Origin of the sequence: Methylobacterium sp. J-030 (assembly GCF_022829545.1) — a bacterium.
Taxonomy (GTDB): Bacteria; Pseudomonadota; Alphaproteobacteria; order Rhizobiales; family Beijerinckiaceae; genus Methylobacterium.
Genome location: NZ_JAKSYM010000170.1, coordinates 17797 through 39533, shown reverse-complemented (window position 1 = coordinate 39533; position 21737 = coordinate 17797). Strand labels below are relative to the sequence as shown.

The 21737-nt window shown below is 71.7% G+C and carries 24 protein-coding genes and 1 tRNA gene; 17 read left to right on the top strand and 8 right to left on the bottom strand.

All coding sequences use genetic code 11. The features are described 5' to 3' along the window. Positions 1 to 78: 78 nt before the first annotated feature. Positions 79 to 909: an outer membrane protein gene (locus tag MKK75_RS10805; RefSeq protein ID WP_244042579.1), complete on the bottom strand. Its 831-nt coding sequence runs from the start codon at positions 907 to 909 to the stop codon at positions 79 to 81. Positions 910 to 1627: 718 nt separating this feature from the next. Between MKK75_RS10805 and MKK75_RS36070 the strand changes: the two genes are divergently transcribed. From MKK75_RS36070 to MKK75_RS10775, 7 genes are all read left to right on the top strand, one after another. Beyond that, positions 1628 to 1852 carry a hypothetical protein gene (locus MKK75_RS36070; RefSeq protein WP_313901851.1) on the top strand — a complete coding sequence of 75 codons (225 nt, stop codon included), beginning with the start codon at positions 1628 to 1630 and terminating at the stop codon, positions 1850 to 1852. 62 nt (positions 1853 to 1914) lie between these two features. Further along, a complete protein-coding gene (locus MKK75_RS36065; protein WP_313901850.1) occupies positions 1915 to 2130 on the top strand; it encodes a hypothetical protein in 216 nt (71 codons plus the stop codon). A 101-nt stretch (positions 2131 to 2231) separates the two neighbouring features. Then, on the top strand, positions 2232 to 3044 hold the full coding sequence (locus MKK75_RS10795) for a transporter substrate-binding domain-containing protein (RefSeq protein WP_244042578.1): 813 nt from the start codon (positions 2232 to 2234) through the stop codon (positions 3042 to 3044). A gap of 82 nt (positions 3045 to 3126) precedes the next feature. Beyond that, positions 3127 to 3474 carry a hypothetical protein gene (locus MKK75_RS10790; RefSeq protein WP_244042577.1) on the top strand — a complete coding sequence of 116 codons (348 nt, stop codon included), beginning with the start codon at positions 3127 to 3129 and terminating at the stop codon, positions 3472 to 3474. 31 nt (positions 3475 to 3505) lie between these two features. Continuing rightward, the gene (locus MKK75_RS10785; protein WP_244042576.1) at positions 3506 to 3658 is read left to right on the top strand and encodes a hypothetical protein; all 153 of its coding nucleotides are present in this window, start codon (positions 3506 to 3508) and stop codon (positions 3656 to 3658) included. 301 nt (positions 3659 to 3959) lie between these two features. After that, a complete protein-coding gene (locus MKK75_RS10780) occupies positions 3960 to 4451 on the top strand; it encodes a DUF2721 domain-containing protein (protein WP_244042575.1) in 492 nt (163 codons plus the stop codon). A gap of 153 nt (positions 4452 to 4604) precedes the next feature. Beyond that, positions 4605 to 4775: a hypothetical protein gene (locus MKK75_RS10775; protein ID WP_244042574.1), complete on the top strand. Its 171-nt coding sequence runs from the start codon at positions 4605 to 4607 to the stop codon at positions 4773 to 4775. 44 nt (positions 4776 to 4819) lie between these two features. Here MKK75_RS10775 and MKK75_RS10770 read toward each other — a convergent pair whose 3' ends face one another. From MKK75_RS10770 to MKK75_RS10750, 5 genes are all read right to left on the bottom strand, one after another. Beyond that, on the bottom strand, positions 4820 to 5080 hold the full coding sequence (locus MKK75_RS10770; RefSeq protein ID WP_244042573.1) for a hypothetical protein: 261 nt from the start codon (positions 5078 to 5080) through the stop codon (positions 4820 to 4822). Between the two features lie 552 nt (positions 5081 to 5632). After that, the gene (locus MKK75_RS10765; protein ID WP_243923978.1) at positions 5633 to 5833 is read right to left on the bottom strand and encodes a hypothetical protein; all 201 of its coding nucleotides are present in this window, start codon (positions 5831 to 5833) and stop codon (positions 5633 to 5635) included. Positions 5834 to 5923: 90 nt separating this feature from the next. Continuing rightward, on the bottom strand, positions 5924 to 6268 hold the full coding sequence (locus MKK75_RS10760; RefSeq protein WP_244042572.1) for an energy transducer TonB: 345 nt from the start codon (positions 6266 to 6268) through the stop codon (positions 5924 to 5926). 79 nt (positions 6269 to 6347) lie between these two features. Beyond that, a complete protein-coding gene (locus tag MKK75_RS10755) occupies positions 6348 to 6590 on the bottom strand; it encodes a hypothetical protein (RefSeq protein WP_244042571.1) in 243 nt (80 codons plus the stop codon). A 2-nt stretch (positions 6591 to 6592) separates the two neighbouring features. Next, positions 6593 to 7024, bottom strand: a complete 432-nt coding sequence (locus tag MKK75_RS10750) for a hypothetical protein (RefSeq protein ID WP_244042600.1) — start codon at positions 7022 to 7024, stop codon at positions 6593 to 6595. Between MKK75_RS10750 and MKK75_RS10745 the strand changes: the two genes are divergently transcribed. The 6 genes from MKK75_RS10745 to MKK75_RS10720 all read left to right on the top strand — a co-directional run bounded on the left by MKK75_RS10745 (position 7023) and on the right by MKK75_RS10720 (position 15919). Then, positions 7023 to 7202, top strand: a complete 180-nt coding sequence (locus MKK75_RS10745) for a hypothetical protein (RefSeq protein ID WP_244042570.1) — start codon at positions 7023 to 7025, stop codon at positions 7200 to 7202. The genes MKK75_RS10750 and MKK75_RS10745 overlap by 2 nt on opposite strands. A gap of 284 nt (positions 7203 to 7486) precedes the next feature. Next, positions 7487 to 8521, top strand: a complete 1035-nt coding sequence (locus MKK75_RS10740) for a helix-turn-helix domain-containing protein (RefSeq protein ID WP_244042569.1) — start codon at positions 7487 to 7489, stop codon at positions 8519 to 8521. 118 nt (positions 8522 to 8639) lie between these two features. Then, a complete protein-coding gene (locus MKK75_RS10735; RefSeq protein WP_244042568.1) occupies positions 8640 to 9011 on the top strand; it encodes a hypothetical protein in 372 nt (123 codons plus the stop codon). A 136-nt stretch (positions 9012 to 9147) separates the two neighbouring features. After that, positions 9148 to 10431, top strand: a complete 1284-nt coding sequence (locus MKK75_RS10730; RefSeq protein WP_244042567.1) for an efflux RND transporter periplasmic adaptor subunit — start codon at positions 9148 to 9150, stop codon at positions 10429 to 10431. Positions 10432 to 10441: 10 nt separating this feature from the next. Further along, on the top strand, positions 10442 to 13627 hold the full coding sequence (locus tag MKK75_RS10725; RefSeq protein ID WP_244042566.1) for an efflux RND transporter permease subunit: 3186 nt from the start codon (positions 10442 to 10444) through the stop codon (positions 13625 to 13627). A 294-nt stretch (positions 13628 to 13921) separates the two neighbouring features. Beyond that, positions 13922 to 15919 carry a methyl-accepting chemotaxis protein gene (locus MKK75_RS10720; RefSeq protein WP_244042565.1) on the top strand — a complete coding sequence of 666 codons (1998 nt, stop codon included), beginning with the start codon at positions 13922 to 13924 and terminating at the stop codon, positions 15917 to 15919. Between the two features lie 79 nt (positions 15920 to 15998). Here MKK75_RS10720 and MKK75_RS10715 read toward each other — a convergent pair whose 3' ends face one another. Continuing rightward, the gene (locus MKK75_RS10715; protein ID WP_244042564.1) at positions 15999 to 16211 is read right to left on the bottom strand and encodes a molybdopterin-binding protein; all 213 of its coding nucleotides are present in this window, start codon (positions 16209 to 16211) and stop codon (positions 15999 to 16001) included. A gap of 550 nt (positions 16212 to 16761) precedes the next feature. Between MKK75_RS10715 and MKK75_RS10710 the strand changes: the two genes are divergently transcribed. Continuing rightward, positions 16762 to 17280 carry a cupin domain-containing protein gene (locus MKK75_RS10710; protein ID WP_244042563.1) on the top strand — a complete coding sequence of 173 codons (519 nt, stop codon included), beginning with the start codon at positions 16762 to 16764 and terminating at the stop codon, positions 17278 to 17280. A 188-nt stretch (positions 17281 to 17468) separates the two neighbouring features. Here MKK75_RS10710 and MKK75_RS10705 read toward each other — a convergent pair. Then, a tRNA-Ile gene (locus MKK75_RS10705) sits at positions 17469 to 17544 on the bottom strand. A gap of 243 nt (positions 17545 to 17787) precedes the next feature. Here MKK75_RS10705 and MKK75_RS10700 point away from each other — a divergent pair. From MKK75_RS10700 to MKK75_RS10690, 3 genes are read left to right on the top strand one after another with little or no spacing between them, the layout of a single operon-like run. After that, entirely contained in the window at positions 17788 to 18291 is a 504-nt protein-coding gene (locus tag MKK75_RS10700) for a (2Fe-2S)-binding protein (protein WP_244042562.1), read from the top strand. Then, positions 18288 to 19331 carry an FAD binding domain-containing protein gene (locus MKK75_RS10695; protein ID WP_244042561.1) on the top strand — a complete coding sequence of 348 codons (1044 nt, stop codon included), beginning with the start codon at positions 18288 to 18290 and terminating at the stop codon, positions 19329 to 19331. The genes MKK75_RS10700 and MKK75_RS10695 overlap by 4 nt, the downstream gene beginning before the upstream one ends. Before the next feature lie 10 nt (positions 19332 to 19341). Then, positions 19342 to 21603, top strand: a complete 2262-nt coding sequence (locus tag MKK75_RS10690; protein ID WP_244042560.1) for a xanthine dehydrogenase family protein molybdopterin-binding subunit — start codon at positions 19342 to 19344, stop codon at positions 21601 to 21603. Positions 21604 to 21737 lie beyond the last annotated feature (134 nt).

Sequence of the window (21737 nt, the reverse complement as noted above, 5' to 3'; positions counted from 1 at the left end):
GCATCCCCCCAGGGCGCATCGTCACCGGGCGAACCCTGCCGGGTCGGATGACCCGGCAGGGTTCGCCGCAGCGCGGTCTCAGTACGAGCCGAACTTGTAGTTCAGGCCGGCGCGGATGACGGCGAACTCGTCGTTGCGGCGGCCGATCGGGCTGGAATAGGCCGGGACGAGGTTGGCGGCGTTGATGACCAGGGCACCCTGGTTGCGGGTGTTGCGGTCGAGGTTGACGTACAGGCCTTCGACCTTGAGCGTGACGGCCGAGGAGCGGAAGAAGTTCAGGAACGAGTCGGTGGGGAGCGCATACTCCATGCCGCCGCCGACCGCGTAACCGGTGCGGAAGCTGTCGTTGCCGGCGTAGCCGCCGAACGAGCGGTCGGCGCTGCCCGAGCCGTAGGCGAAGCCGCCGGTGCCGTACACGAGCACGCGGTCGAAGGCGTAGCCGAGGCGGCCGCGCACGGTGCCGAAGAAGTCGAGGCTCGACAGGCCGCGCGGGTCGGTGACGTAGTAGCCGGGGGCCAGCGGGCCGGTGACGATGGACCGGTTCCGGTTGCGCCCGAAGTCGAGGTACTGGGCGTCGGCCTCGATACCGAACACCACGCCGTTGCCCGGGGTCAGCTGGAAGTTGTAGCCGACCTGGGCGCCGCCGGTGAACCCTTCCTGGTTGTTCTGGCCGAAATAGGCCGTGGTGCCGTTGCCGTAGGGGGCCGGGACGGCGAAGCTCGAGGTGTTGTTGCTGCTGGCATCGAACGCGTAGCCGGCGTTGATACCGAAGTAGGCGCCCGACCAGGTGAACACCGGCACGGGGGTGAACACCGGCGGCGGGGCGGCGCGGCGGGGCAGGTCGGCGGCCGAGGCGGCGCCGGTCAGGAGGGCCGTGGCGGCGCTCGCGAGAAGAAGCTTCTTGATCATCTGGTCCTCTGTCTCCCGTTGGGCGGGATGTGTACCGGACCACTAGAACGACAGGTTGACGCCACGCGATAGTGCAACGCTGCAACAGCCGAGCTTGACGTTTTCGAGCGGCCAATAATCAAGTGCGCTGGAGCACATTGCGCAGGAGATTTTTGCAGGGCGGACGAAGAGGCGTATCCCGGCGTTTCCGCAAACAAGAAGCCCCGCTGCGTGCAGGCAGACGGGGCTTGAGTTCGTGAACGTTCCCAGGACCAACCAGGAAGCTTCGGCGTTCGTTAAATCCTAACCGATGATGACCCGCAAGCCCGCGGGACGCGCCGAACGCGGTTAACATTAATTGACCCGCCTGGCCGACATCCGGCTGCCCCGTTCACCGGACCGGCGCGTCGATCGTCGGTGCCCGCGCGGTGCGTTCGGACGCGATCCCGGGCATGGGCAGTGAGCGCGGCGGATCGGCGCTCGATGAAAGCTCGCATTGAACGACCTGGACTGAACCGGCAGAGCGTCAGCGTCGTCATGCGCCGTGATCTCTGCGAGGCTCGGGCGGGAATTCAGGTTCCGCGCGGATCACCCCCGGCACGGTCCGCGCGTGGATCGGCCGGCTGGCCTGTGGACGCGCTGAAGCACGGCGGCACGGTCGACCAGTACATCGGCGACGCAATCCCGGTCGTCTTCGATGATCCCGAGACGAAGGGCGTGCGAGGACGCCCAGGCCTGCATGCGGATGGCCATCGCGATGCAGAAGCACCTCGGCCGGTTGAACGCCCGCTGGCGCCGGGCCGGCATCGCGCGCCCGTTCCAGGCCCGGATCGGGATCGATACCGGCGACTGCAACGTCGGCCATTTCGGCTCGGACGAGCGGATGGCTGCACGATCATCGGCGCCGAGGCGAACCTCGCCGCGCGGCGCCGGGCTGACGCGGCGCCGGGCGGCACGCCCCTGAGCGACGAGACCGACGCCCTGGTCAGCGACGGAGTCCGGGCGAATCCGTCGGATCCGATCCGCATGAAGGGCATCAGCCGCGACCTCGTCCCCTCCGCCGTCGCGGGCGATCTGACCGCCGGGACCCGGCTCCGGAAGCGCCTGCTCGACACGCTGGCGGCTGTCGAGCGCCGCATGACCGGCACGGACGGGCCGGCCCGCGGGTCCGCCGGGGCCGCATCCGGGGATGCTGCGGCGTGCGGCGGGCTGAGGCGGGGCTCCGCGCTGGCGTGGTCGTGATCGCCCGCGGTGCGGCCGGGGGATCAAGACCGGACCCTGACCGGTTTCGATGACGCGGGATCGCCGGTTCCCGGACGCTCCCTTCCCGGCTGGTGCCCCCGATGCGTGTCGAGCAACTCCTCGTCGTTCTTCCGTTGATCGCTGGCCCGACGGTGGGCTGCGCTCAGGACGCCGCTGCCCAAGATGCCGGCCGGGAGACCGCCCGCGCGACGCTGGCGCCCGGCGGGACCTTAAGGGTCGGCGTCGCGGAGGCGCCGACCCCCGGGGTGCTGTTCGTCCGGCGCGGTGCCGACGGGGCGCCGCAGGGCGTCGCGGTCGAACTCGCCCGGGCGTTCGCCGCGTCCGAAGGGATGCCGGTGACCTTCACGGTGTTCCCGAATACCGGCGCGATCACCGAGGCGGAGAGCGGCAGCCTGATCGACCTCGCCTTCATGCCGGTCGACGCGGCCCGGCGGGAGAAGGTCGATTTCGGACCGGGCTACGCGGCCCTGGAGAGCACCTACCTAGTCACCCTGGCCTCGGGCGTCGCGGATCTCGCCGGGGTCGACCGGCCCGGCATGCGCGTGGTCGCGGTGGCCGGCTCGACCACCGCACGGGCCGCGGCGCGGACGCTGACGGCGACGCAGCCGGCGCTGGTCGGCACCGTCGCGGAGGCGGTCGAGCAGCTGCGCGCGGGCCGGGCCGACGCGCTGGCCCTGGCGCGCGACCAGCTCCGGCCGATCCAGCCGCAGGTGCCGGGCTCGCGGATCGTGGCCGGCAGCTTCCAGCAGACCCTGGTCGCGGTGGCGGTCCCGAAAGGACGGCCGGCAGCCCTCGCCTCCGTGAGCCGGTGGCTCGACCGGGCCAAGGCCTCGGGGCTTGTAAGGCGGATCTTCGACGCGCAAGGATTGCAGCAGGACGCGGTGGCACCCTGAAGCGCCGCCGCATCGGGCGTTGGCATCGGGCGTTGGCATCGGGGCAGGGATGGCGGATCGGTGGAAACCCCTCCGGACGGGCGTGATTCTGGCCCTCGCCCTCCTGCGGCCGCACACGGCCGAAGCGGTCGAGGAGGATACGGTCGGCTGGTGGATCTATGCCGGCTCGGTCCGGAGCACGCTCCTGTCCCGCTACATCGGACCCGAGGGCCCGACCCCCGCGGATGCCGCGATCGCACGGGCGGGCCGGGATTGCCGCCTCACGGCCCGGGTCGACGCGCTCGACACCTTCGCGGCGACGCCGCCCGGCGACGCGCCGGTGGTGTTCGGGCCGTTCCTGGACCGGGCGGCGGTGGCGGCGTCGCTCGCCTGCATCCGACGCGCGCTGCCGGCGGCCATCGTCGTGCAGGCGCGGCCGCCCGCACCGTGACGGCACGGCGCGGCGGATCCGGGGGAGGCGCATGAATCCGATCGCCCTGCTGTCGATGCTGGCCCTCCTGGTGGTCTGGATCGGGATCGGCGTCGTGGTGGTGGCCTACGGGACGCCGCTCGGCTTCGCCTGCTACGTCCTGGCCGCCGTCGTCACCAATCCGCGGGTGTGGCGGCTCCGGTGACCGGCAGGCTCACCACCTTGCACGGGCGGGGCATCCTGTGGTGACCCTGCCGGCATGGTGCCGCCGCGAATCCCCCTCCCCCTCCGCGCCGATTCCGGCCCAGAAGACGTGATACCGACGGCCGTCGACATGGCCTCGTCCGGCTTTCGGCCGTCGGCAGGCGCGACCGCGCATCGCCACCCGGGCGGCGGTTCGCCCGGGCGGCGTCAGCATCATGGGCCACGGGCATGGGCCACGGGCATGGGCCACGGGTATGACACGCGCCGTGACACGCGCGCCGCGGCCGCGGGCGTAGCGCCGGATGCTCGGATTCTCGCTCAGCTCCACCGAGCCCGACAGCATCGCGCACATCATCCAGGTGGCGCTCGCGCCCGCCTTCCTGCTCTCGGCGCTCGCGACGCTGCTCAACGTGTTCTCGACCCGACTCGGCCGGATCTCCGACAAGGTCGACGCCCTCTCGGCGGAGGCCGCCCAGGGACAGCAGGCGACGGACGCCGTGGCCCGGCGCCTGTCGCGCCGGCTGACCTTCCTGCGGCGGCGCTCCTTCGTGCTCGACATCGCGGTCGCCCTCGCCTCGCTCGGGAGCTGCCTGATCGGCTTGGCCGTGCTGACCCTGTTCGTCGGGGCGCTGCGCGACGGCGCTACCGCATCGGTCCTGTTCGCCTGCTTCGGGGCGGCCCTGATCTGCACGGTCGCGGCGATCGCCGCCTTCATGACCGAGATCCTGATGGCCGGGCGCGGCGTGCGCGACGAGGTCGACCGCCAGCAGGACGCGGTGCCCGAGGAGCGGTGAGGCCGTTCCGCGCCCGACCCGAGGTGCGGTTTGATCCCAGCCGCGCCGCGCCCGATCGCGTTTCTCCGGTGTTTCTCTTGCGTCGTCTCGGGAACCCGGCCTTAATCCCGCCGGTGCTTGATGCCGCTGCACGCCGCACCCGGGGGATTCGTCATGACGGTTGCGATCCTGGTTGCGCTCCTGGCCGGCGCGCTCTCGCTCGGCGTCCTGTCGGCGGTCTCGTTCCGGCGCCGGGCGGAGATCGAACTCGACGACGGGTGTCTGTCCGACGAGGAGCTCTTCGATCTGGCCGGCCCGGTGATCGATCTCGAACCGCAGCGCTAGAGCGCGTCGGAACGAAGGCTTATCAGAACGCAGGCTTGGAGCCGCTATCCCTCGGTTTCGGGCGCCCCCGCCCCGGAGGGGGTGTTCTGCCGTCTGGACCAGACGACCCGCCCGGCCTGATCCCGCAGGGCGGCCGAGCCCGCGCGTCCGGCGAGCAACTGCGCGAAGCGCGCCTTCGCCTCCGCCACGGCCGCGTCCTCGGACGGCGCGCGGATCTGCTCGTCGTGGATGATGATGCCGCTCGCGCTCTCCCGGTGCACGACGCATTGCAGGCGATAGGGTGCCGGCGGTGGGCTCTCGGCCATGGCGCTCTCCGGGCCGGTGACGGCGCCTACGCGACGCGCGGTCCGGTTCGGTCGGCCCGGATCCCGGGGGGCGTGGATCCGCCGTCCCAAACAGTGAAGACGCAGCCGAGCACGCACACCTCCTGAGGTCCAACCGTCAAGACCGAGCCATACCAGACATAGCCCACTCAAGGACCGTCTATCCAGTGTCTTGCCCAGGAGGTGTGTTGCCCAGAAGGTGTCTTGCTCAGGACCTGTCTTGCCCAGGACCTGTCCTGATCGAGAACGGCCGCGAATCAGCCTGCCTTGAGGACATCCCGGATCGGGGCTTCGGTCTCGGACCGGCCGCCCCGGCCCGGGCGGCATCGGTCTGATGTCCCGGCGGGCCCGCCCGCTTGAAGGGCCGCGGGTCTCCTCTCCCGCGCGGCGGGGAACCGGGCGCGCGCCGCCAACAGCCCCGTGCCTCGGTCCTTGTCGCCGGGAGCCGTGCCCGATCGCGTCGCCCGCACGCACGGCTCCCGGTCTTCGTCGTGATGCGCGCTCGTGCGCCGAACGGCTTCGGCGCGGTACGGCTCAGGCCGCTTCGCCCTCCGCGTCGTCGGCGTCCAGGATGGTCTCCAGATCGCCCACCAGGGCGTCCAACTGGTCGGCGGTCGCCTTGAGCTTCAGCTTGGTGCCGTCCTGCGCCTCGATCGCGATCTCGATGTGATCCGCGACCTTGGCGGCCAGCGCCTGCTTCACCGTGTAGGTCGTCACGTCAGCCTTGTCCGCCATGCTGTCTCCTGGGTTGGCTCCCGGCAACGCGGGGCGGCCCCCATCGATACTGCGGCAGAAGCTCGCGAGGGACGGCGACCCGGCCGTGCGCTACCCGCGGCGGTGCGTGTGCCGCTCGACCACCCGCTGCCGGTGCGGCGGCCCTTCGGGCAGGCGGGAGGCGAACGCGGGCGGGCCGGCGCGACGGGGTGCGGGCAGCAGCTCCGGCGGGGCTCGGGGCGTCTCGACGACGACGGCCTCCAGCATCATCGGCCGCGCCGGCCGCGCGGCCCGAGGGGTCCGGGCCGCGACGGTCCCGAGGGCCCAGAGGCCGAGACACAGCAGGCCGATCAGGATCCCGTCCCAGGACGGCTCCGCGCGGCACATCAGGATCCCGGTGCCGGTTAGGGATGCCGCGGCCGCGAAGAGCCGCGGTGTCGGATCGCCGGACGTCATGCCACAGCCTCCGCGTTCCGCGCTGAGATCTCCTGAAGGACGTCGCTACATTTGTCGGCAATCCCGCCGGACGGGCCGCTCAACCCGCCAGGCTGGAGGGCATCTGCCACGCGACGCCCGGATGCTCACGGACGTCGCCGGCCCGGGTTCCGGTATCGGCATCGCTGGTCCAGTCGCTGGGCTCCGCGATCGCGACGATCTCCGCGTCCGGATAGGCGGCCGTCAGGAACAGGCGCGCCTCGCCCTCGGCCTCCGCCCTGACGGTGACCAGGGGCTTCTGACCCCGCGCGTCGCGCACCTGCGCGATGAACAGCTTGGTCATGGTCAGGCCCCCACTTCCTCGACGTGGAGGCCGCCCGCCCGCAGGTGGGGCGGGATGCCACTGCTGTCCCGGTAGCCGGCCGCGCTCGCCATCGCGTCGAGGGCCGTGAGGGGGTCGAGCGCCGCGCCGATCCAGAGAACCGCGCCCGTCGCCGCCTGCATGATCCGGAAGATCTTCAACGCCCCGCCCCCGTCCGCCCTGACGTTTACCGGACAAGCTCGGGGGCCGCCTGCCTGTTCCCGGGCGAAAGTGTCGCGACTAACGATCCGGTCGGCCAGCACCGCCAGACCCGCGGCCTCGCTTGCAGCCCGGAACGAGCCCGGCGGCTGGCCGTTATCCAGGCCAGACCGGCTCGTGAAGGCCCCTGTGCTGGCCCCACCGACCAGACCATGGGCCGACCCGTCGAAGATCCGTCCGGAAGTCAGGAGCATCATGACCCGCAGCACCGTCCAGTCCACCCTGCTCGCCCTTGCCCTCGTCGCCGGCACCGCCGGCATGGCCGCCGCGCAGAGCACGCCCAACGGCAACACCTCGTCCTCCGGCGCCCCTGCGGGCGACAACAGCACCGGCAACGGCGCCACCGGCAGCGGCGCCGCGCCGAGCGGGAAGTAGCGCTCCGTTAACCATCAGCGCCGACATCGTCGGACCTCACAACCGTGCAACTTCCCGTCCCGCGGCCCTCCGGCTCGCGGGACGTTTCGTATCGGGCCGCCCGGACCGGGCCGCTCGATCCCGGTGACCCGCGCCATCCCGTGGGACCCTGCGGTCCGGGACCGGCCCCCAGATCTGTCGGGGCGCGATCGTCGACGCGGGGCCGCCCTTTTCTCGGCAACCCGACATCCTGTAAGGAACGCGCCGGGGCGAGTATTCCGGCGCGGCGGTAAACCACACGGGCGATGCGGTCGAATTCAGTTCTGCATCTGGAGGACGAGCGCCCGGGTCTTCACCAGGCCGCGGCTTGGCGCGAGGCCGTCGCGCCGTTCTGGACGTTCGCGATCCGGAAGGAGGATCTGTCGGAATTCCGCGGGCGATCGCATGTCCAGCACCTCGGCAACGCGATCCTCTGCCGGGCCAGCGCCTCGGGGCTGCAGTTCACCCGCGACCGTGCCCTCGTGGCCCGCATGGGCGTCGACCACGTCCTGGCGCATGTGCGCCTGTCCGGGCGATCCCGGGTCGCGGTCGGCGGCAGCGAGCAGGCGTGCGGGCCGGGCGACATCTGCCTGCTCGACCTGTCGCGGCCCCTCTCCGCCCGCTCCACGGACTATCAGGCCCTGACGGTGGTGCTGCCGCGCGGGCTCTTCGGCGCGAATCAGGCCGTGCTCGACGCGCTCCACGGTCAGGTGATTCGCGGCGCGGCCCCGTTCGGGCGGATGCTGAACGATCACCTGCGCGCCCTCGGCGCGCACGCCCCCGGCTTCTCGGAGCGGGAGGCCGCGGCGGCCGCGCAGGCGACGGCGATGCTGATCGGCGCGGCGGTCTCCGGCCTGTCCGAGGAGGACCGGGTCGGCCACGCCCCGGACGGCGCCCCCCTCCTCCTCACCCTCCGGCGGTTCATCGAGTCCGAACTCGCCGCCCCGGACCTGAACGCCGAGACGCTCGGCCGGAAGTTCGGGCTCTCGCGCAGCGCCCTGTACCGCCTGTTCGTCCCGCTCGGGGGCGTGTCGGGCTACATCCGTCAGCGCCGGCTCGCCCGCGCCTATCAGGACCTCGCCGCCTGCGACGGGCGCGGCACCCGCGTCTCGGAGGTGGCGTATCGCTGGGGGTTCGAGAGCCCGGCGCATTTCGCCCAGGCGTTCCGCGCCGCCTACGGCCACGCGCCCCGGGACGTCCGAGCCCAGACCCTGTCCGAGGCCGCCGCGGCCCTGGACCGACCGGCCCGGACGGAGCGCTGGCCCGATTTCTACGACTGGGTCCTCCGGCTGGCCGCCTGAGCGCCTGTCTGACCGGTGCGCCAATCGCGGTCTCGAAAGGTCGAGACCCAGCCCTTTCGGGCCGGCGCGGAGTCGGGCCTCTTGTGCCCCCGCCCCCGCATCGCCCATAAGACCCGCGATGACCTTCGGGGTTCGGCATAGGTGCTCCGTGCGGGCGCGGGGCTGGTGGGCGCTCGCCGTCCGCGTGCTCGCGCTCGTCCTGGCGCTGTCGGTCGCCGGGCCGGGCACCGGCCTCGCGGCGGATCTCGCCTTCCACGCGGGCGACCGTCACGCCGTGGGCGAGGGCGCGGCCCTCGACGCGCCGGCCGCCGCGACCAATGTCGATCCGGGCGTCGCCGCGCATGTCCATTGCGGCTGTCATCTGGGCGCCCGCCTGGAGATCGCCGTGACGGCGCCGCCGCCCGTGCCGGGCCGGCCCTTGCGGGCCCGCCTCGCGCAAGGCCGCCCCTCCGTCGACCCCGACCGGCTGCCGCGGCCCCCGCGCGCGTGAGCTGACGCCGCCGATCGGCGCGCGTCCCGCCCGGAGGCCGCAACCGGCCCCGGGTCCGCTCTCACGCGAAACCTGACCGGGCTTGCCGGGACCGCTCAGCGGCATCCCGCCGTCCCGGCCGATTCATGGCCGATCCATGCGCATCCTCCCGTCCGCCGCCGTCGGCGCGGTCCTTCTGGCCGTCGGCATCGCCCTCGGCGGCGCCCTGCCCGCCCTGCCCGCCCGCCTCCGGCAGGCCCTCGCCGGCCTCACCCCGGAGAGCCCCGGCCGCGCCGCGGCGGTGGACCGGCCGGATGCCGGACGCGACGACCATCCGCCCACCGATCATGCGGACGCCGTGATCCGGATGCGGCCCGACCAGATCGCCGGCCAGGACATCGTGACGATGCGGGTCGGCGGCGGCACGCTGGCGCGCCACCTGCTGGTTCCCGGCACCATCACCCCCGACACCGACCGGATCGCCCGCGTCCCGGCCCGGGTGGTCGGCACCGTGGCGGAGATGCGCAAGCGCCTCGGCGACGCCGTGCAGGCGAACGAGGTCGTCGCCATCCTCGACAGCCGCGAGGTCGCCGACGCGAAGAGCGAATATCTCACCGCCCAGGTCCAGGCCGAATTGCAGACGATCAACTTCGAGCGCCAGCAGAAGCTGCTCGCCTCTCGTTCCGCCTCGGAGGCCGCCTTCGAGACCGCCCGGGCCGCCCATCTGGAGACCCGGCTGCGCGTCGACCTCGCCCGGCAGAAGCTGTCGGCGCTGGGCCTCGACGCCGCCGCGGTGGCGGCCGCCCAGACGCGCGACGAGGCGACGCCCACCCAGTCGAGCCTGCGCCGCTATCCCGTGCGGGCGCCGCTCGCCGGCCGGATCGTCGAGCGCAAGGTCGATGTCGGCACCGCGGTCGGCAAGGAGGGCGACCCGGCCGACCTCTATACCGTCGCGGACCTGTCCAATGTCTGGATCGAGCTGTCGGTGCCGACGCTGGACCTCGCAGAGGTGCGGGAGGGCGCCCGCGTCGCCGTCACCCCGGGCCGGGCCGGCGGGGCCGAGCGCCAGGCCGAGGGCCGCGTGATCTTCGTGAGCCCCTTCCTCAACGCCGATACCCGCTCGGCCCGGGTGGTGGTGGCCCTCCCGAACCCGGATCTCGCGTGGCGGCCCGGCACCTTCGTCACCGCCGAGGTGGAGATCGCCCGGGACGTGGTCCCGGTCCGGATCCCCAAGGCTTCCGTGCAGACGATCGCCGGCCGGAGCGTGGTGTTCGTGCGCAATGCGGAGGGGTTCGAGCCGCGCGCGGTCACTCTCGGCCGGTCCGACGACGCGGCCTACGCGGTCGCCGCCGGGCTCGAGGCCGGCGCCGAGATCGCGATCGGCAACACCTTCCTGCTGAAGGCCGAGCTCGGCAAGGCCGAAGCCGGCCACGACGATTGAGGATCGCGCCATGATCAGCCGCATCCTCGCCGTCTCGGTCCGCCAGCGCTGGCTGGTGCTGCTCGGCGTGCTGCTCGCCGCGGGCTTCGGCGCCGTGGCGCTCACCAAGCTGCCGATCGACGCGGTGCCCGACATCACCAACAACCAGGTGCAGATCAACACCCTGGCGCCCGCCCTGTCGCCGGTCGATGTCGAGCGGCAGGTGACCTACCCGGTCGAGACCGCGCTCGCCGGCATCAAGGGGCTCGACTACACCCGCTCGCTCTCGCGCAACGGCTTCTCGCAGGTCACCGCGGTCTTCGCCGAGAGCCTCGACATCTACTTCGCCCGCCAGCAGGTCGCCGAGCGCCTCGCCCAGGTGCGGGAGGACCTGCCCCAAGGGGTCGAGCCGCGGATGGGGCCGATCTCCACGGGCCTCGGCGAGATCACCATGTGGGCGGTCCGCTACGCGCCGCCGGGTGAGCGGGTGATCGTGCCGGCGGGGCAGCCCGGCTGGCAGCCGGACGGCAGCTACCGGACCCCGGAGGGCCAGATCCTCGGATCGGAGCTGGAGCAGGTCGCCTACCTGCGCACGGTCGAGGACTGGATCATCCGGCCGCAGGTCAAGGCGGTGCCGGGGGTGGCCGGAATCGACGGGATCGGCGGCTTCGAGAAGCAGTACCACGTCCAGCCGGACCCGACGACGCTCACCGCCCTCGACCTGTCCTTCGCGGACGTCGCCCGGGCGCTCCAGGCCAACAACGCCAACCAGGGCGCCCGCTACCTGGAGGACAATGGCGAGAGCTACGTGGTCCGCGCCGCCGGCCGGCTGGAGAGCCCGGAGGCGATCGCCGACGTGGTGGTGGCGAGCCGCGGCGGCGTGCCGGTGCGGATCCGCGACATCGCCACGGTGCGGATCGGGCGCGACCTGCGCACCGGCTCGGCCAGCGAGAACGGGCGGGAGACCGTGATCGGCACCGCCCTGATGCGGATCGGCGAGAACAGCCGGACCGTGGCGGCCGCGGTCGGCGCCCGCCTGGATGAGATCCGGCGCGCCCTGCCCCCCGGCATCGTGGTCGAGACTCTGCTCGACCGGACGCGGCTCGTCGAGGCGACGATCCGGACCGTGGCCCGGAACCTCGCGGAGGGCGCGGCCCTCGTGATCGTCGTGCTGGTCCTGCTCCTCGGCAACATAAGGGCGGCGTTGATCGCGGCCCTGGTCATCCCGGTCGCCATGCTGATGACCGTGACGGGCATGGTCGAAGGACGGATTTCAGCCAACCTGATGAGCCTCGGGGCGCTCGATTTCGGGCTGATCGTCGACGGGGCGGTGATCATCACCGAGAACGCGCTGCGCCACTTGGCCGAGCGGCAGCACGCGAACGGGCGGATACTGACCCTGGAGGAGCGCCTGGAGACGGTTCGCGCATCCGCCGAGGAGATGATCGCGCCGTCCCTCTACGGGCAGGCGATCATCATCCTGGTCTACGTCCCGCTGCTGACCTTCTCCGGCGTCGAGGGCAAGATGTTCCAGCCGATGGCCCTCACCGTCATCCTGGCCCTGGCCTCGGCCTTCGTGCTGTCGCTGACCTTCGTGCCGGCCCTGATCGCCATCGCGCTGACCGGGCGGGTCACCGAGGCGGAGAGCCCGATCCTCCGGGGTTTGAGGGCGCTCTACCGGCCGGTGCTCGCCGCGGCGATCCGGGCGCCCGCGCCCTTCGCCGCGGCGGCTTTGCTGCTGCTCGTCGGCGCCGGGCTGCTGGCTGCCCGGCTCGGGACCGAGTTCATCCCGCTGCTCGACGAGAAGAGCATCGCGCTCAACGCCACCCGGATCCCGTCCACCTCCCTGACGCAGTCGCAGGCGATGCAGCTCAAGGTCGAGCAGGCCATCGGAGCGTTCCCGCAGGTCGCCACCGTGTTCTCGAAGACCGGCACCGCCGAAATCGCCACCGACCCGATGCCGCCGAACTCCTCCGACACCTTCGTGATGCTCAAGCCGCAGGCCGACTGGCCCGACCCGGCCCTGTCGAAGGCCGACCTGCAGGCGCGGATCGAGGCGTCCTTGAGCGAACTCGCCGGCAATACCTACGAGTTCTCCCAGCCGATCCAGTTGCGTTTCAACGAGCTGCTCGCCGGCACGCGGGGCGACCTCGCCGTCAAAGTGTTCGGCGAGGCCTTCGAGCCGATGCTGGAAACCGCCAACCGGATCGCCGCGATCCTGCGCGGGATCGCGGGCGCCGACGACGTGAAGGTCGAGCAGATCGCGGGCCTGCCGGTGTTCGAGATCACGATCGACCGGGAGGCGGCGGCGCGGCTCGGCCTCAGCACCGGGGCGATCCAGGAGGTGATCGGCGCCGCCATGGGCGGGCGGGAGGCGGGAATCGTGTTCGAGGGCGACCGGCGCGTGCCGATCGTGGTGCGGCTGACCGATCAGGTCCGCGCGGATCGGGAGGCCCTGGAGAACCTGCCGGTTCCGCTTCCACCGGGGCCGAACGGCCGGGCCGCCTCGGTGCTGCTACGGCAGGTGGCGCGGTTCTCGGTGAGCGAGGGGCCGAACCAGATCAGCCGCGAGAACGGCCGGCGGCGCGTCGTCGTCACTGCCAATGTCCGCGGGCGCGACATCGGCTCCCTGGTGGCGGAGGCGCAAGGTAAGGTCGCGGCCGCGGTGCCGCTGCCGGCGGGCTCGTCCCTGGTTTGGGGCGGCCAGTTCGAGAACCTCGCCTCGGCGCAGGCGCGCCTGGCCGTGGTGGTGCCGGTCTGCTTCGGGCTGATCTTTCTGCTGCTCACCGCGGCGCTCGGCCGGGCGCGCGACGCGCTCCTGGTGTTCAGCGCCGTGCCCCTGGCGCTGACCGGCGGGATCGCGGCCCTGTGGCTGCGCGGGATGCCGCTCTCGGTGCCGGCGGCGGTCGGGTTCATCGCGCTCTCGGGCGTGGCGGTGCTGAACGGCCTCGTGATGCTGACCTTCATCAAGCAGCTGGTAGCGGAGGGCCATCCGCTGCGGGCGGCGATTCGCGACGGCGCGCTCACCCGGCTGCGCCCCGTGGCGATGACCGCGCTGGTTGCCTCCCTGGGCTTCGTGCCGATGGCGCTCGCCACCGGCACCGGCGCGGAGGTGCAGCAGCCGCTCGCCACCGTGGTGATCGGCGGCCTGATCAGCGCCACCCTGCTGACCCTGGTGATTCTGCCGGCGCTCTACGCCCGCTTCGGCCGACCCTGAGGAGCAGTCGACGGGCGGCGCGATCGGGCCGGCCTGCCCAGGCCGCATATCCGGGGCGGACGATCGCGTCTGGGTCCGGAAGATCTCTATGCCATCATGCGACGCGCGATCGAATCTTACCGATAATCCTGCTGGATTGATCGAGTGCGATTGAACCCCGTGACGTTCTTGGATGACCGAAAGCTGGGCGGTTAATAGGTTCGTCGCTTGAAGCTTGACAGATTGTCGAGAGATCAAGAAGACTTTACTGCATCGCACGCACCTGTCGACATCCCGTTTCGGAGTCGTATTTCCATGAAACTCGGTATCAGATGGCGGCTCTACGCGGGATTTGCGCTTCTTGTTCTCATCGCCAGTGGCACAGTTGGGTATTCGCTGTATCAACAAGGTGTCGTCAATGGAAAGTATGCCCTTCATGGCCGCCTGGAGCTGATCGCGCGGACGATCTTCACGGTCAACAGTCAGGCCGCGCGCCTTGCCGGTGAGGCTGAACAATACCGGCTTGCCCCCGCGTCCGAGCGCGTCACCACCCTGGAGCAGGCGCGCCGCGGCATCGAGGAGACGGCTGAGACGCTGATCGGGCTGGCGTTCGTGGAGTCACGCCGCGCGCTGTACGTCGAGGTTCGCGACACGGCCCGGGCCCTGAAGCCGGAGCTGGAGCACCTCGCCTCGGCGGGCGCCACCCTGACCCAGGCCAAGGGGCGCCTGTTCACGGGGGGCGACGAGCTGACCGCCGCGACCAACACCCTGGTGGCCGATGTGCGCACGCGCGCCGGCGAGCCGCTGCTCGTGCGCGCCCAGACCGTCGAGGCGGCCGTCCTGCTCGTGCGCGTGGCCAACTGGCGCTTCCTGGCGACGTTCGACCCGAACGGGCCCGCCACCTTCGCGAAGAACGTCGCGAAGGCCAAGGCCGCCCTGAAGGCCTTCCAGGAGGCTGAGGGCGCCGCCGCCTTCGTGCCGCCGACCAAGGCTGTTCTGGAGAAGCTGGAGGCCTATCACACCAACTTCCAGGCGACCGTGGACGCCCTGGAGGGGCTGAAGACGGCGTTCGAGACCGGCATCAAGCCGCGGACGATGGTGATCGAGGCGCGCGGCAACGCGGCGCGCGACCAGATCAAGGTCGAGGTCGAGGAGAATGCCCGGTCCATGGAGGCCGCGCTGGCGCGCGCGCGCGCCGTGCAGATCGTCCTGGTCGGGCTGGCTCTGGTGCTCGGCGCGGTGCTGGCCGTCCTGATCGGCCGCAGCATCATCCGCCCGGTGGCCGGCATGACCGAGGCGATGCGCCGTCTCGCCGAGGGCGACACCGACGCCAGGATCCCGTCGCAGGACGCCACGGACGAGATCGGCGCCATGGCCAAGGCGGTGGAGACCTTCCGGCAGAACGCCATCGCCCGGGTCGAGCTGCTGGCCTCCCAAGCCGTCGAGCAGGAGACCCGGCTGCGCCGGGCCGAGCGGGTCGACCGGCTCGTCCGCACCTTCGAGCAGAAGGTCGCCCAATCGCTCGACATCGTCACCGCGAGCGCCACCGAACTCGACGCCACGGCGCGCTCCATGACGCGGGTGGCCGACGACACCAACGATCAGGCGGTCGCCTCCAGCGCCGCCGCCGAGGAGATGGCCAGCAACGTCGAGACGGTGGCGGCGGCGGCCGAGGAGATGGTGTCGTCGCTGCAGGAGATCGAGCGGCAGGTGGTGCGCTCCAACGAGGTCGCCGGCGTCGCGGCCCACGAGGCCGAGGCGAGCAACGCCGCCATGGCGAGCCTGCGTGCGGCCGCCGAGCAGATCGGCGCGGCGGTGACGACGATCTCCGGCATCGCCGGGCAGACCAACCTGCTGGCGCTCAACGCCACGATCGAGGCGGCCCGCGCCGGCGAGGCCGGCCGCGGCTTCGCCGTGGTGGCGGCCGAGGTCAAGGAACTGGCCGGCCAGACCGCCAAGGCGACCGACGAGATCGGCGGGCAGATCGCGGCGATCCAGGCGGCCACCGCCCAGGCCGCGGAGGCGATGCAGCAGATCGCCCGCACGATCGCGAGCGTGAGCGAGATCAGCGGCTCGATCGCCTCGACGGTGGTGGAGCAGACCGCGGCGACCGGCGAGATCTCACGCAACGCCACCGAGGCGGCGCGGGGGACGCAGGACGTGTCGGCCAATGTGGCGCGGGTGCTGGCGGCCTCCGGCGAGACCGGCAGCGCCGCCGCGCAGGTGCTGAACGCCGCGGCCGAGCTGTCCAAGCAGTCGCAGGCCGTCAAACAGGAGGTTGACGGCTTCCTGCGCGACATCCGGGCCGCCTGACCGGGGCCCGCGCCCGGTTCCCCCGCGGGCTTGCAGGTCGCGCCGCGCCGGACGGAGCACGCCGTCCGGCGCGGCGCCGTTACGGTTTCACCAGCAAGACGTTCACGGCCTTGGCGAGCACGTGCACGGTGTCGCCCTCCTCGAGGCCGAGTTCTTCCAGCGAATCGACGGTCATCACCGAGGCCATGCGGTAGGTGGTGCCGACGAGTTGCACCTCGACCTGAGCCATCACGCCCCCGCGCTTGATCGCCGTCACCGTGGCGGGGATGTCGTTGCGCGCACCGTGCTTCATGGATCGTCCTCCGCACCCCACCGCGGCCCAACACGCGGCGGGGGGCGCGGGTTCAACGGGGGCGGTCGCGTCTCGCCGCGCATCGCAGGCGGAGGAGCGTCGCGTCCAGGCAACATGCGCCAATACTTGCTGCGCCGCGAGATCCCCACCGCGGATATCCGTGGCCGGTGCCGGGTGTTGATGTCCGTCCGGATCGGCAAAAATTCGTGATTGCTTTGAACTCTTAAATATGGTCGAATACTTGAAAGCGTAAGACCGTCGCGTTGGCTGAAACTGCTTGCGGAGTCCGAAGGGCCGCGGGGAGGTGGCGTATGTACGCTGCGACGAAGATCGGCAAGAAGGCGGATCGGGAGCTGATTCTCGTCTTCGGCGGCTGGATCACATGCGAGCTGCTGATCCTGTTCGTCGGCATGATGTCGATGTCGTAGGATTGCGGCCGATCCGAACGGCGAAGAGGCCTGCCCCGCGGGCAGGGAGCGCCCTATCTGGGCCTGCGGGACCCGGCCGCCGCGCGCGGGAGGCGCATCAGGATCCCGCTGGGAGGACGAGCATGACCGACTTCGCGGCCAACCGGCGCGACCTGCTGTGCGCGCCCCTGCTGGCCGCCGCGGCATCCGCCTTCGGGCTGGGTGCCGCCCGGGCGGCTGGCGTCGATCCGACCCAGACCATCGTCAAGCTTCCGGACCAGATCCCCTGGCAGCCGCTCTACAACTTCCCGCCCGGCATGGCCGAGCAGGCGCCGATGTTCGGCCAGATCGGCGAGCCGGGCCAGTACTTCGTCCTGATCCGCTGGCATCCCGGCTACATGAGCGCGCCGCACTGGTACGAGACCGACCGGCTCTGCGTGGTCCTGTCGGGGACGTGGTACGTCGCCAGCGGCGAGGATTTCGCACCCGAAGCGACCGTGCCGGTGCCGGCGGGCTCCTTCGTCCACCGGGTCGCGAAGACGCCGCACTACGACGGGGTGAAGTCGGGCGTCGCGGAGCCGGCGATCATCGCGATCAGCGGCCTCGGGCCGATCCACTACCACCTGACCGATACGAGCAAGCCGGGCTGGCGCACGGTCTGAGACCCTGCTTCATCCAGAATCCGAGTTTCCAAAGGGCTACGCCCTTTGGTGGGTTGTCAGGGCAAAGCCCTGACCGTCTCGGGTTCAGCCCGACACCAGGGCTCTGCCCTTCGACCCGCGAGCGGTCTCGACCGTTCGAAACCACGACGTGATCCGTCCGAGGCGGGCTTGCACAGGGCTGTGGCCGGTGGTGGGCCCGGCAGGACTCGAACCTGCAACCAGACCGTTATGAGCGGCCGGCTCTAACCATTGAGCTACAGGCCCGGCGGAGGGGAAGCCTCCGGAATACCGATACCTGAACGGCTCGGCTTCGTCACCCCACTCCCGCGGCTTCGCGAAGGGCAGAGCGGACATCTCAAACCCCGAGTTCCGAAGATCGGTCAAGTCGGCATAGTGGCGCAACCGATATGTGTCGTGATGTTGCGCACATCACCATCGCCTGAGCTCTCGCCGGGGAATCCGGCCCAGCTATCTGTAACGGTTCCAGCCTTCGCGGAGCCGGACTGCATGACCATTCCCCTCAGGCTCACCCTGAACGGGCAGCCGCGCGAGATCGCCCTCGACGATCCGCGGGTGACCCTCCTCGACCTCCTGCGCGAGCGCCTCGGCCTGACCGGCGCCAAGAAGGGCTGCGACCGCGGCCAGTGCGGCGCCTGCACGGTGCTGGTGGACGGGCGGCGCATCAATTCCTGCCTGACGCTGGCCGCGAGCCTCGACGGGGCCGAGATCCTGACCATCGAGGGGCTCGCCGAGGGCGACCGGCTGCACCCGGTCCAGGCGGCCTTCATCGCCCATGACGGCTTCCAGTGCGGCTTCTGCACCCCCGGCCAGATCATGAGCGCGGTCGGGCTGATCCGCGAGGGGCACGCCGGCACCGATCCCGAGCGCATCCGCGAGGGCATGAGCGGCAATCTCTGCCGCTGCGGCGCCTATGCCGGCATCCTCGACGCGGTCCAAGAGGCATCGCGCGACGCGGCTTCCCGCACCGAGCACCGGGAGGACGCGGCGTGAAAAACTTCGACTACATCCGCCCGGCGAGCGTGCCGGAGGCCGTGGCGGCAGGGCAGGTTCCGGGCACCGCCTTCCTCGCCGCCGGCACCAACCTGGTCGACCTGATGAAGGGCGGCGTCGCGACCCCGGAGCGGGTCGTCGACATCACCCGCCTGCCCGGCCTCTCGGCGATCGAGCGGCTGCCGGACGGGGCCACCCGGGTCGGCGCCCTGGTGCGCAACAGCGACCTCGCCTACGACCCGATGTTCCAAAAAACCTATCCGATGGTGGCCGAAGCCCTGCTGGCCGGCGCCTCAGCGCAGCTGCGCAACGCCGCGACCGTCGGCGGCAACCTGATGCAGCGCACCCGCTGCCAATTCTTCACCGACGCGGTCTCCCCCTGCAACAAGCGCGCGCCCGGCTCCGGCTGTGCGGCCCTGGGGCACGCCACCCGGATCCACGCGGTCCAGGGCTGGAGCGAGCACTGCATCGCGACCCACCCGTCCGATTTCTGCGTGCCGCTCGCCGCCCTCGACGCGGTGGTGGAGATCGCCGGGCCGGACGGCGCTCGGGAAGTGTCGCTCACGGGCTTCCACCTGCTGCCCGGCGATCATCCGGAGCGGGAGACCGACCTGCGGCCGGGCGAGCTGATCACCGCCCTGCGCCTGCCCCCGGAGGCGGCCTCCTTCCAGGGCCACGCCCGCTATCTCAAGGTCCGCGACCGCACCTCCTACGCCTTCGCGGTGGTCTCGGCGGCGGCCGCCCTCACCCTGGAGGCCGGCGGCCGGATCGGGCAGGCCCGGCTCGCCCTCGGCGGGCTGGCGCTGAAGCCCTGGCGGGTGGCCGAGGCCGAGGCGGCGCTTTCCGGACAGGCACCGTCGCCCGAGGTTTTCGCGAAGGCCGCCGACGCGGCGCTCGCCGGCGCCAAGCCCACCGGCGAGGCCAACGCCTTCAAGATCGAGCTCGCCCGCCGGGTGGCGATCCGCGCCCTGACCCAGGCCGCCGCGGGCACGCCCGCCCGGATCCCGGCGCTCCCCGCCTCCCCGTTCGGCATCGTCTGAGGAGACCCGCATGACCGCGACCGCCTCGCCTTCGAATCTCCCCGCCGGCGCGATCCGCCACGGCTCCAGCATCGGCCAGCCGCTGACCCGGCGCGACGGCCCGCTCAAGGTGACGGGCCAAGCCCGCTTCTCCGCCGACAACCTGCCCCCCGGCACGCTCCACGCGGCGCTCTGCGTCGCCCGGATCGCGAAGGGCCGCGTCACCGGGCTCGACGTGGCCGCCGCCGAGGCGCATCCCGGCGTCGTGGCGGTGATGACCCCGCAGAACGCCCCGACGCTCGCCAAGGACCCCGACGCCAAGGACGGGCCGTTCACCTTCCGCCTCGATCTCCTGCAGAACGACCGCGTCCGCTACGCCAACCAGCCGATCGCCGTGGTGATCGCCGAGACCCTGGAGGCGGCGACCGAGGGCGCAAGGCTGCTCGCCCCGACCTACGCGGCCGAGACCCCGCGGATCGGCCTCGATGCGGGCGACGTGTTCACCCCGCCCTCCGTGGGGGTCGGTGCGCCCCCGGCCGAGTCCGACGGCGACGTCGAGGCCGGGCTGTCCGCAGCCTCGAAAAGAATCGCCGCGACCTACGAGACGCCGGCCCAGTACCACAACGCCATGGAGCCCCACGCGGCGGTCGCCAGCTGGGACGGGGACCGGCTCTCGCTGTTCATGCCGACCCAGGCGCTCGCCATGTCGCAGGGCCGCCTCGCCGGGCTGTTCGGCATCAGCCCCGAGGACATCCACATCGAGAGCCCCTATCTCGGCGGCGGCTTCGGCTCGAAGGGCGTGCCCGCGGGGCCGCAGGTGCTGGCCTGCATGGCGGCCAGGCTCGTCGGCCGCCCGGTGAAGCTCGTGCCGACCCGCAGCCAGATGTACGGCCCGATGGGCCATCGCGGCCCGACCCGGCAGACGCTGCGCCTCGGAACCGACGCGGCGGGCAAGCTCACGGCGCTCGACCACCACATCCTCACCGCCTCGTCGAGCTTCGACGATTTCTTCGAGCCGGCGGGACGGGCGACCAGCACCCTCTATGCGAGCCCGGCCCTCGCGATCCGGCACGAGGCGGTGCGCCTCGACACCGGCACGCCGCTGTTCATGCGCGCGCCCGGCGAGGCCACCGGCAGCGTCGCCCTGGAGAGCGCGCTCGACGAGATGGCGCACGAACTCGGCATGGACCCGCTGGACTTCCGCCTCGCCAACTACGCCGAGGTCGAGCCGCTCACCGGCAAGCCGTTCTCGTCGAAAGCCCTGCGGGAATGCTACCGCCGCGGTGCCGAGGCCTTCGGCTGGGCCGGGCGGCCGCTCCAGCCCCGCCAGACCCGCGACAGGGACGGGTTCCTGGTCGGCACCGGCATGGGCACCGCCACCTTCCCGTCCCTGATCTTCGAAGGCATGGCCCGGGCCGAGATCCGCGCCGACGGCACCGGCACGGTGGAACTCGGGGCGATCGACATGGGCCAGGGCGCCTGGACGGCGCTCGCTCAGATCGCCGCCGACGGGCTCGGCATCGGGATGGACGCACTCACCTTCCGGATGGGGTCTTCCGATCTGCCGAATGCCGGCATCGCGGGCGGCTCGGGCCACACCGCGACCGCCGGCGGCGCGATCCACGCGGCTGCCGGCGACGTGATCCGGCAGCTCACGGATCTCGCCACCAACGATCCCGCCTCCCCGCTCTACGGCGCGGGCAATGCCGGCGTGACCGCCGCCGACGGTCGCCTGACCCGGCGCGACGATCCGAGCCGGGGCGAATCCGTCACCGACATCCTCAAGCGGGCCGGCCGGTCGAGCATCGAGGGCCGGGGCAAGGCCGGGGCCGATCCGGCCGCGCAGGCGGCCTACGCGATGCACGCCCACGGGGCGGTCTTCGCCGAGGTGAAGGTCGATCCCGATCTCGGCCAGATCCGGGTGAGCCGCCTGGTCGGCGCCTTCGCGGCGGGCCGGGTGATCAACCCGCGCCTCGTCCAGAGCCAGTATTACGGCGGGATGATCTGGGGCCTGTCCTTCGCGCTCCACGAGCGGGCCGAGATGGACCCGCGCACCGGCCGCTTCCTCAACGACAACCTCGCCGAATACCACGTGCCGGTGAACGCCGACGTGCCCACCATGGAGGCGATCCTCGTCCATGAGGACGATTCGGTGGTGAACAATCTCGGCGTGAAGGGCGTCGGCGAGATCGGCATCACCGGCACGGTGGGGGCCATCGCCAACGCGATCTGGCACGCCACCGGCGTGCGGGTGCGCGAGATGCCGATCACGCTGGACAAGCTGCTCGGCTGATCCCAGCGGCCGGCCCGTAAACTCAGACAAGTCTGCCAATCTGAAACACCCGGATGCGTCGCCCTGCGATTCATCGGGGTGACGTGTGAGCCCCCTGCGGCTATTCAGCGCGTCGCCCATATGTCATACATATG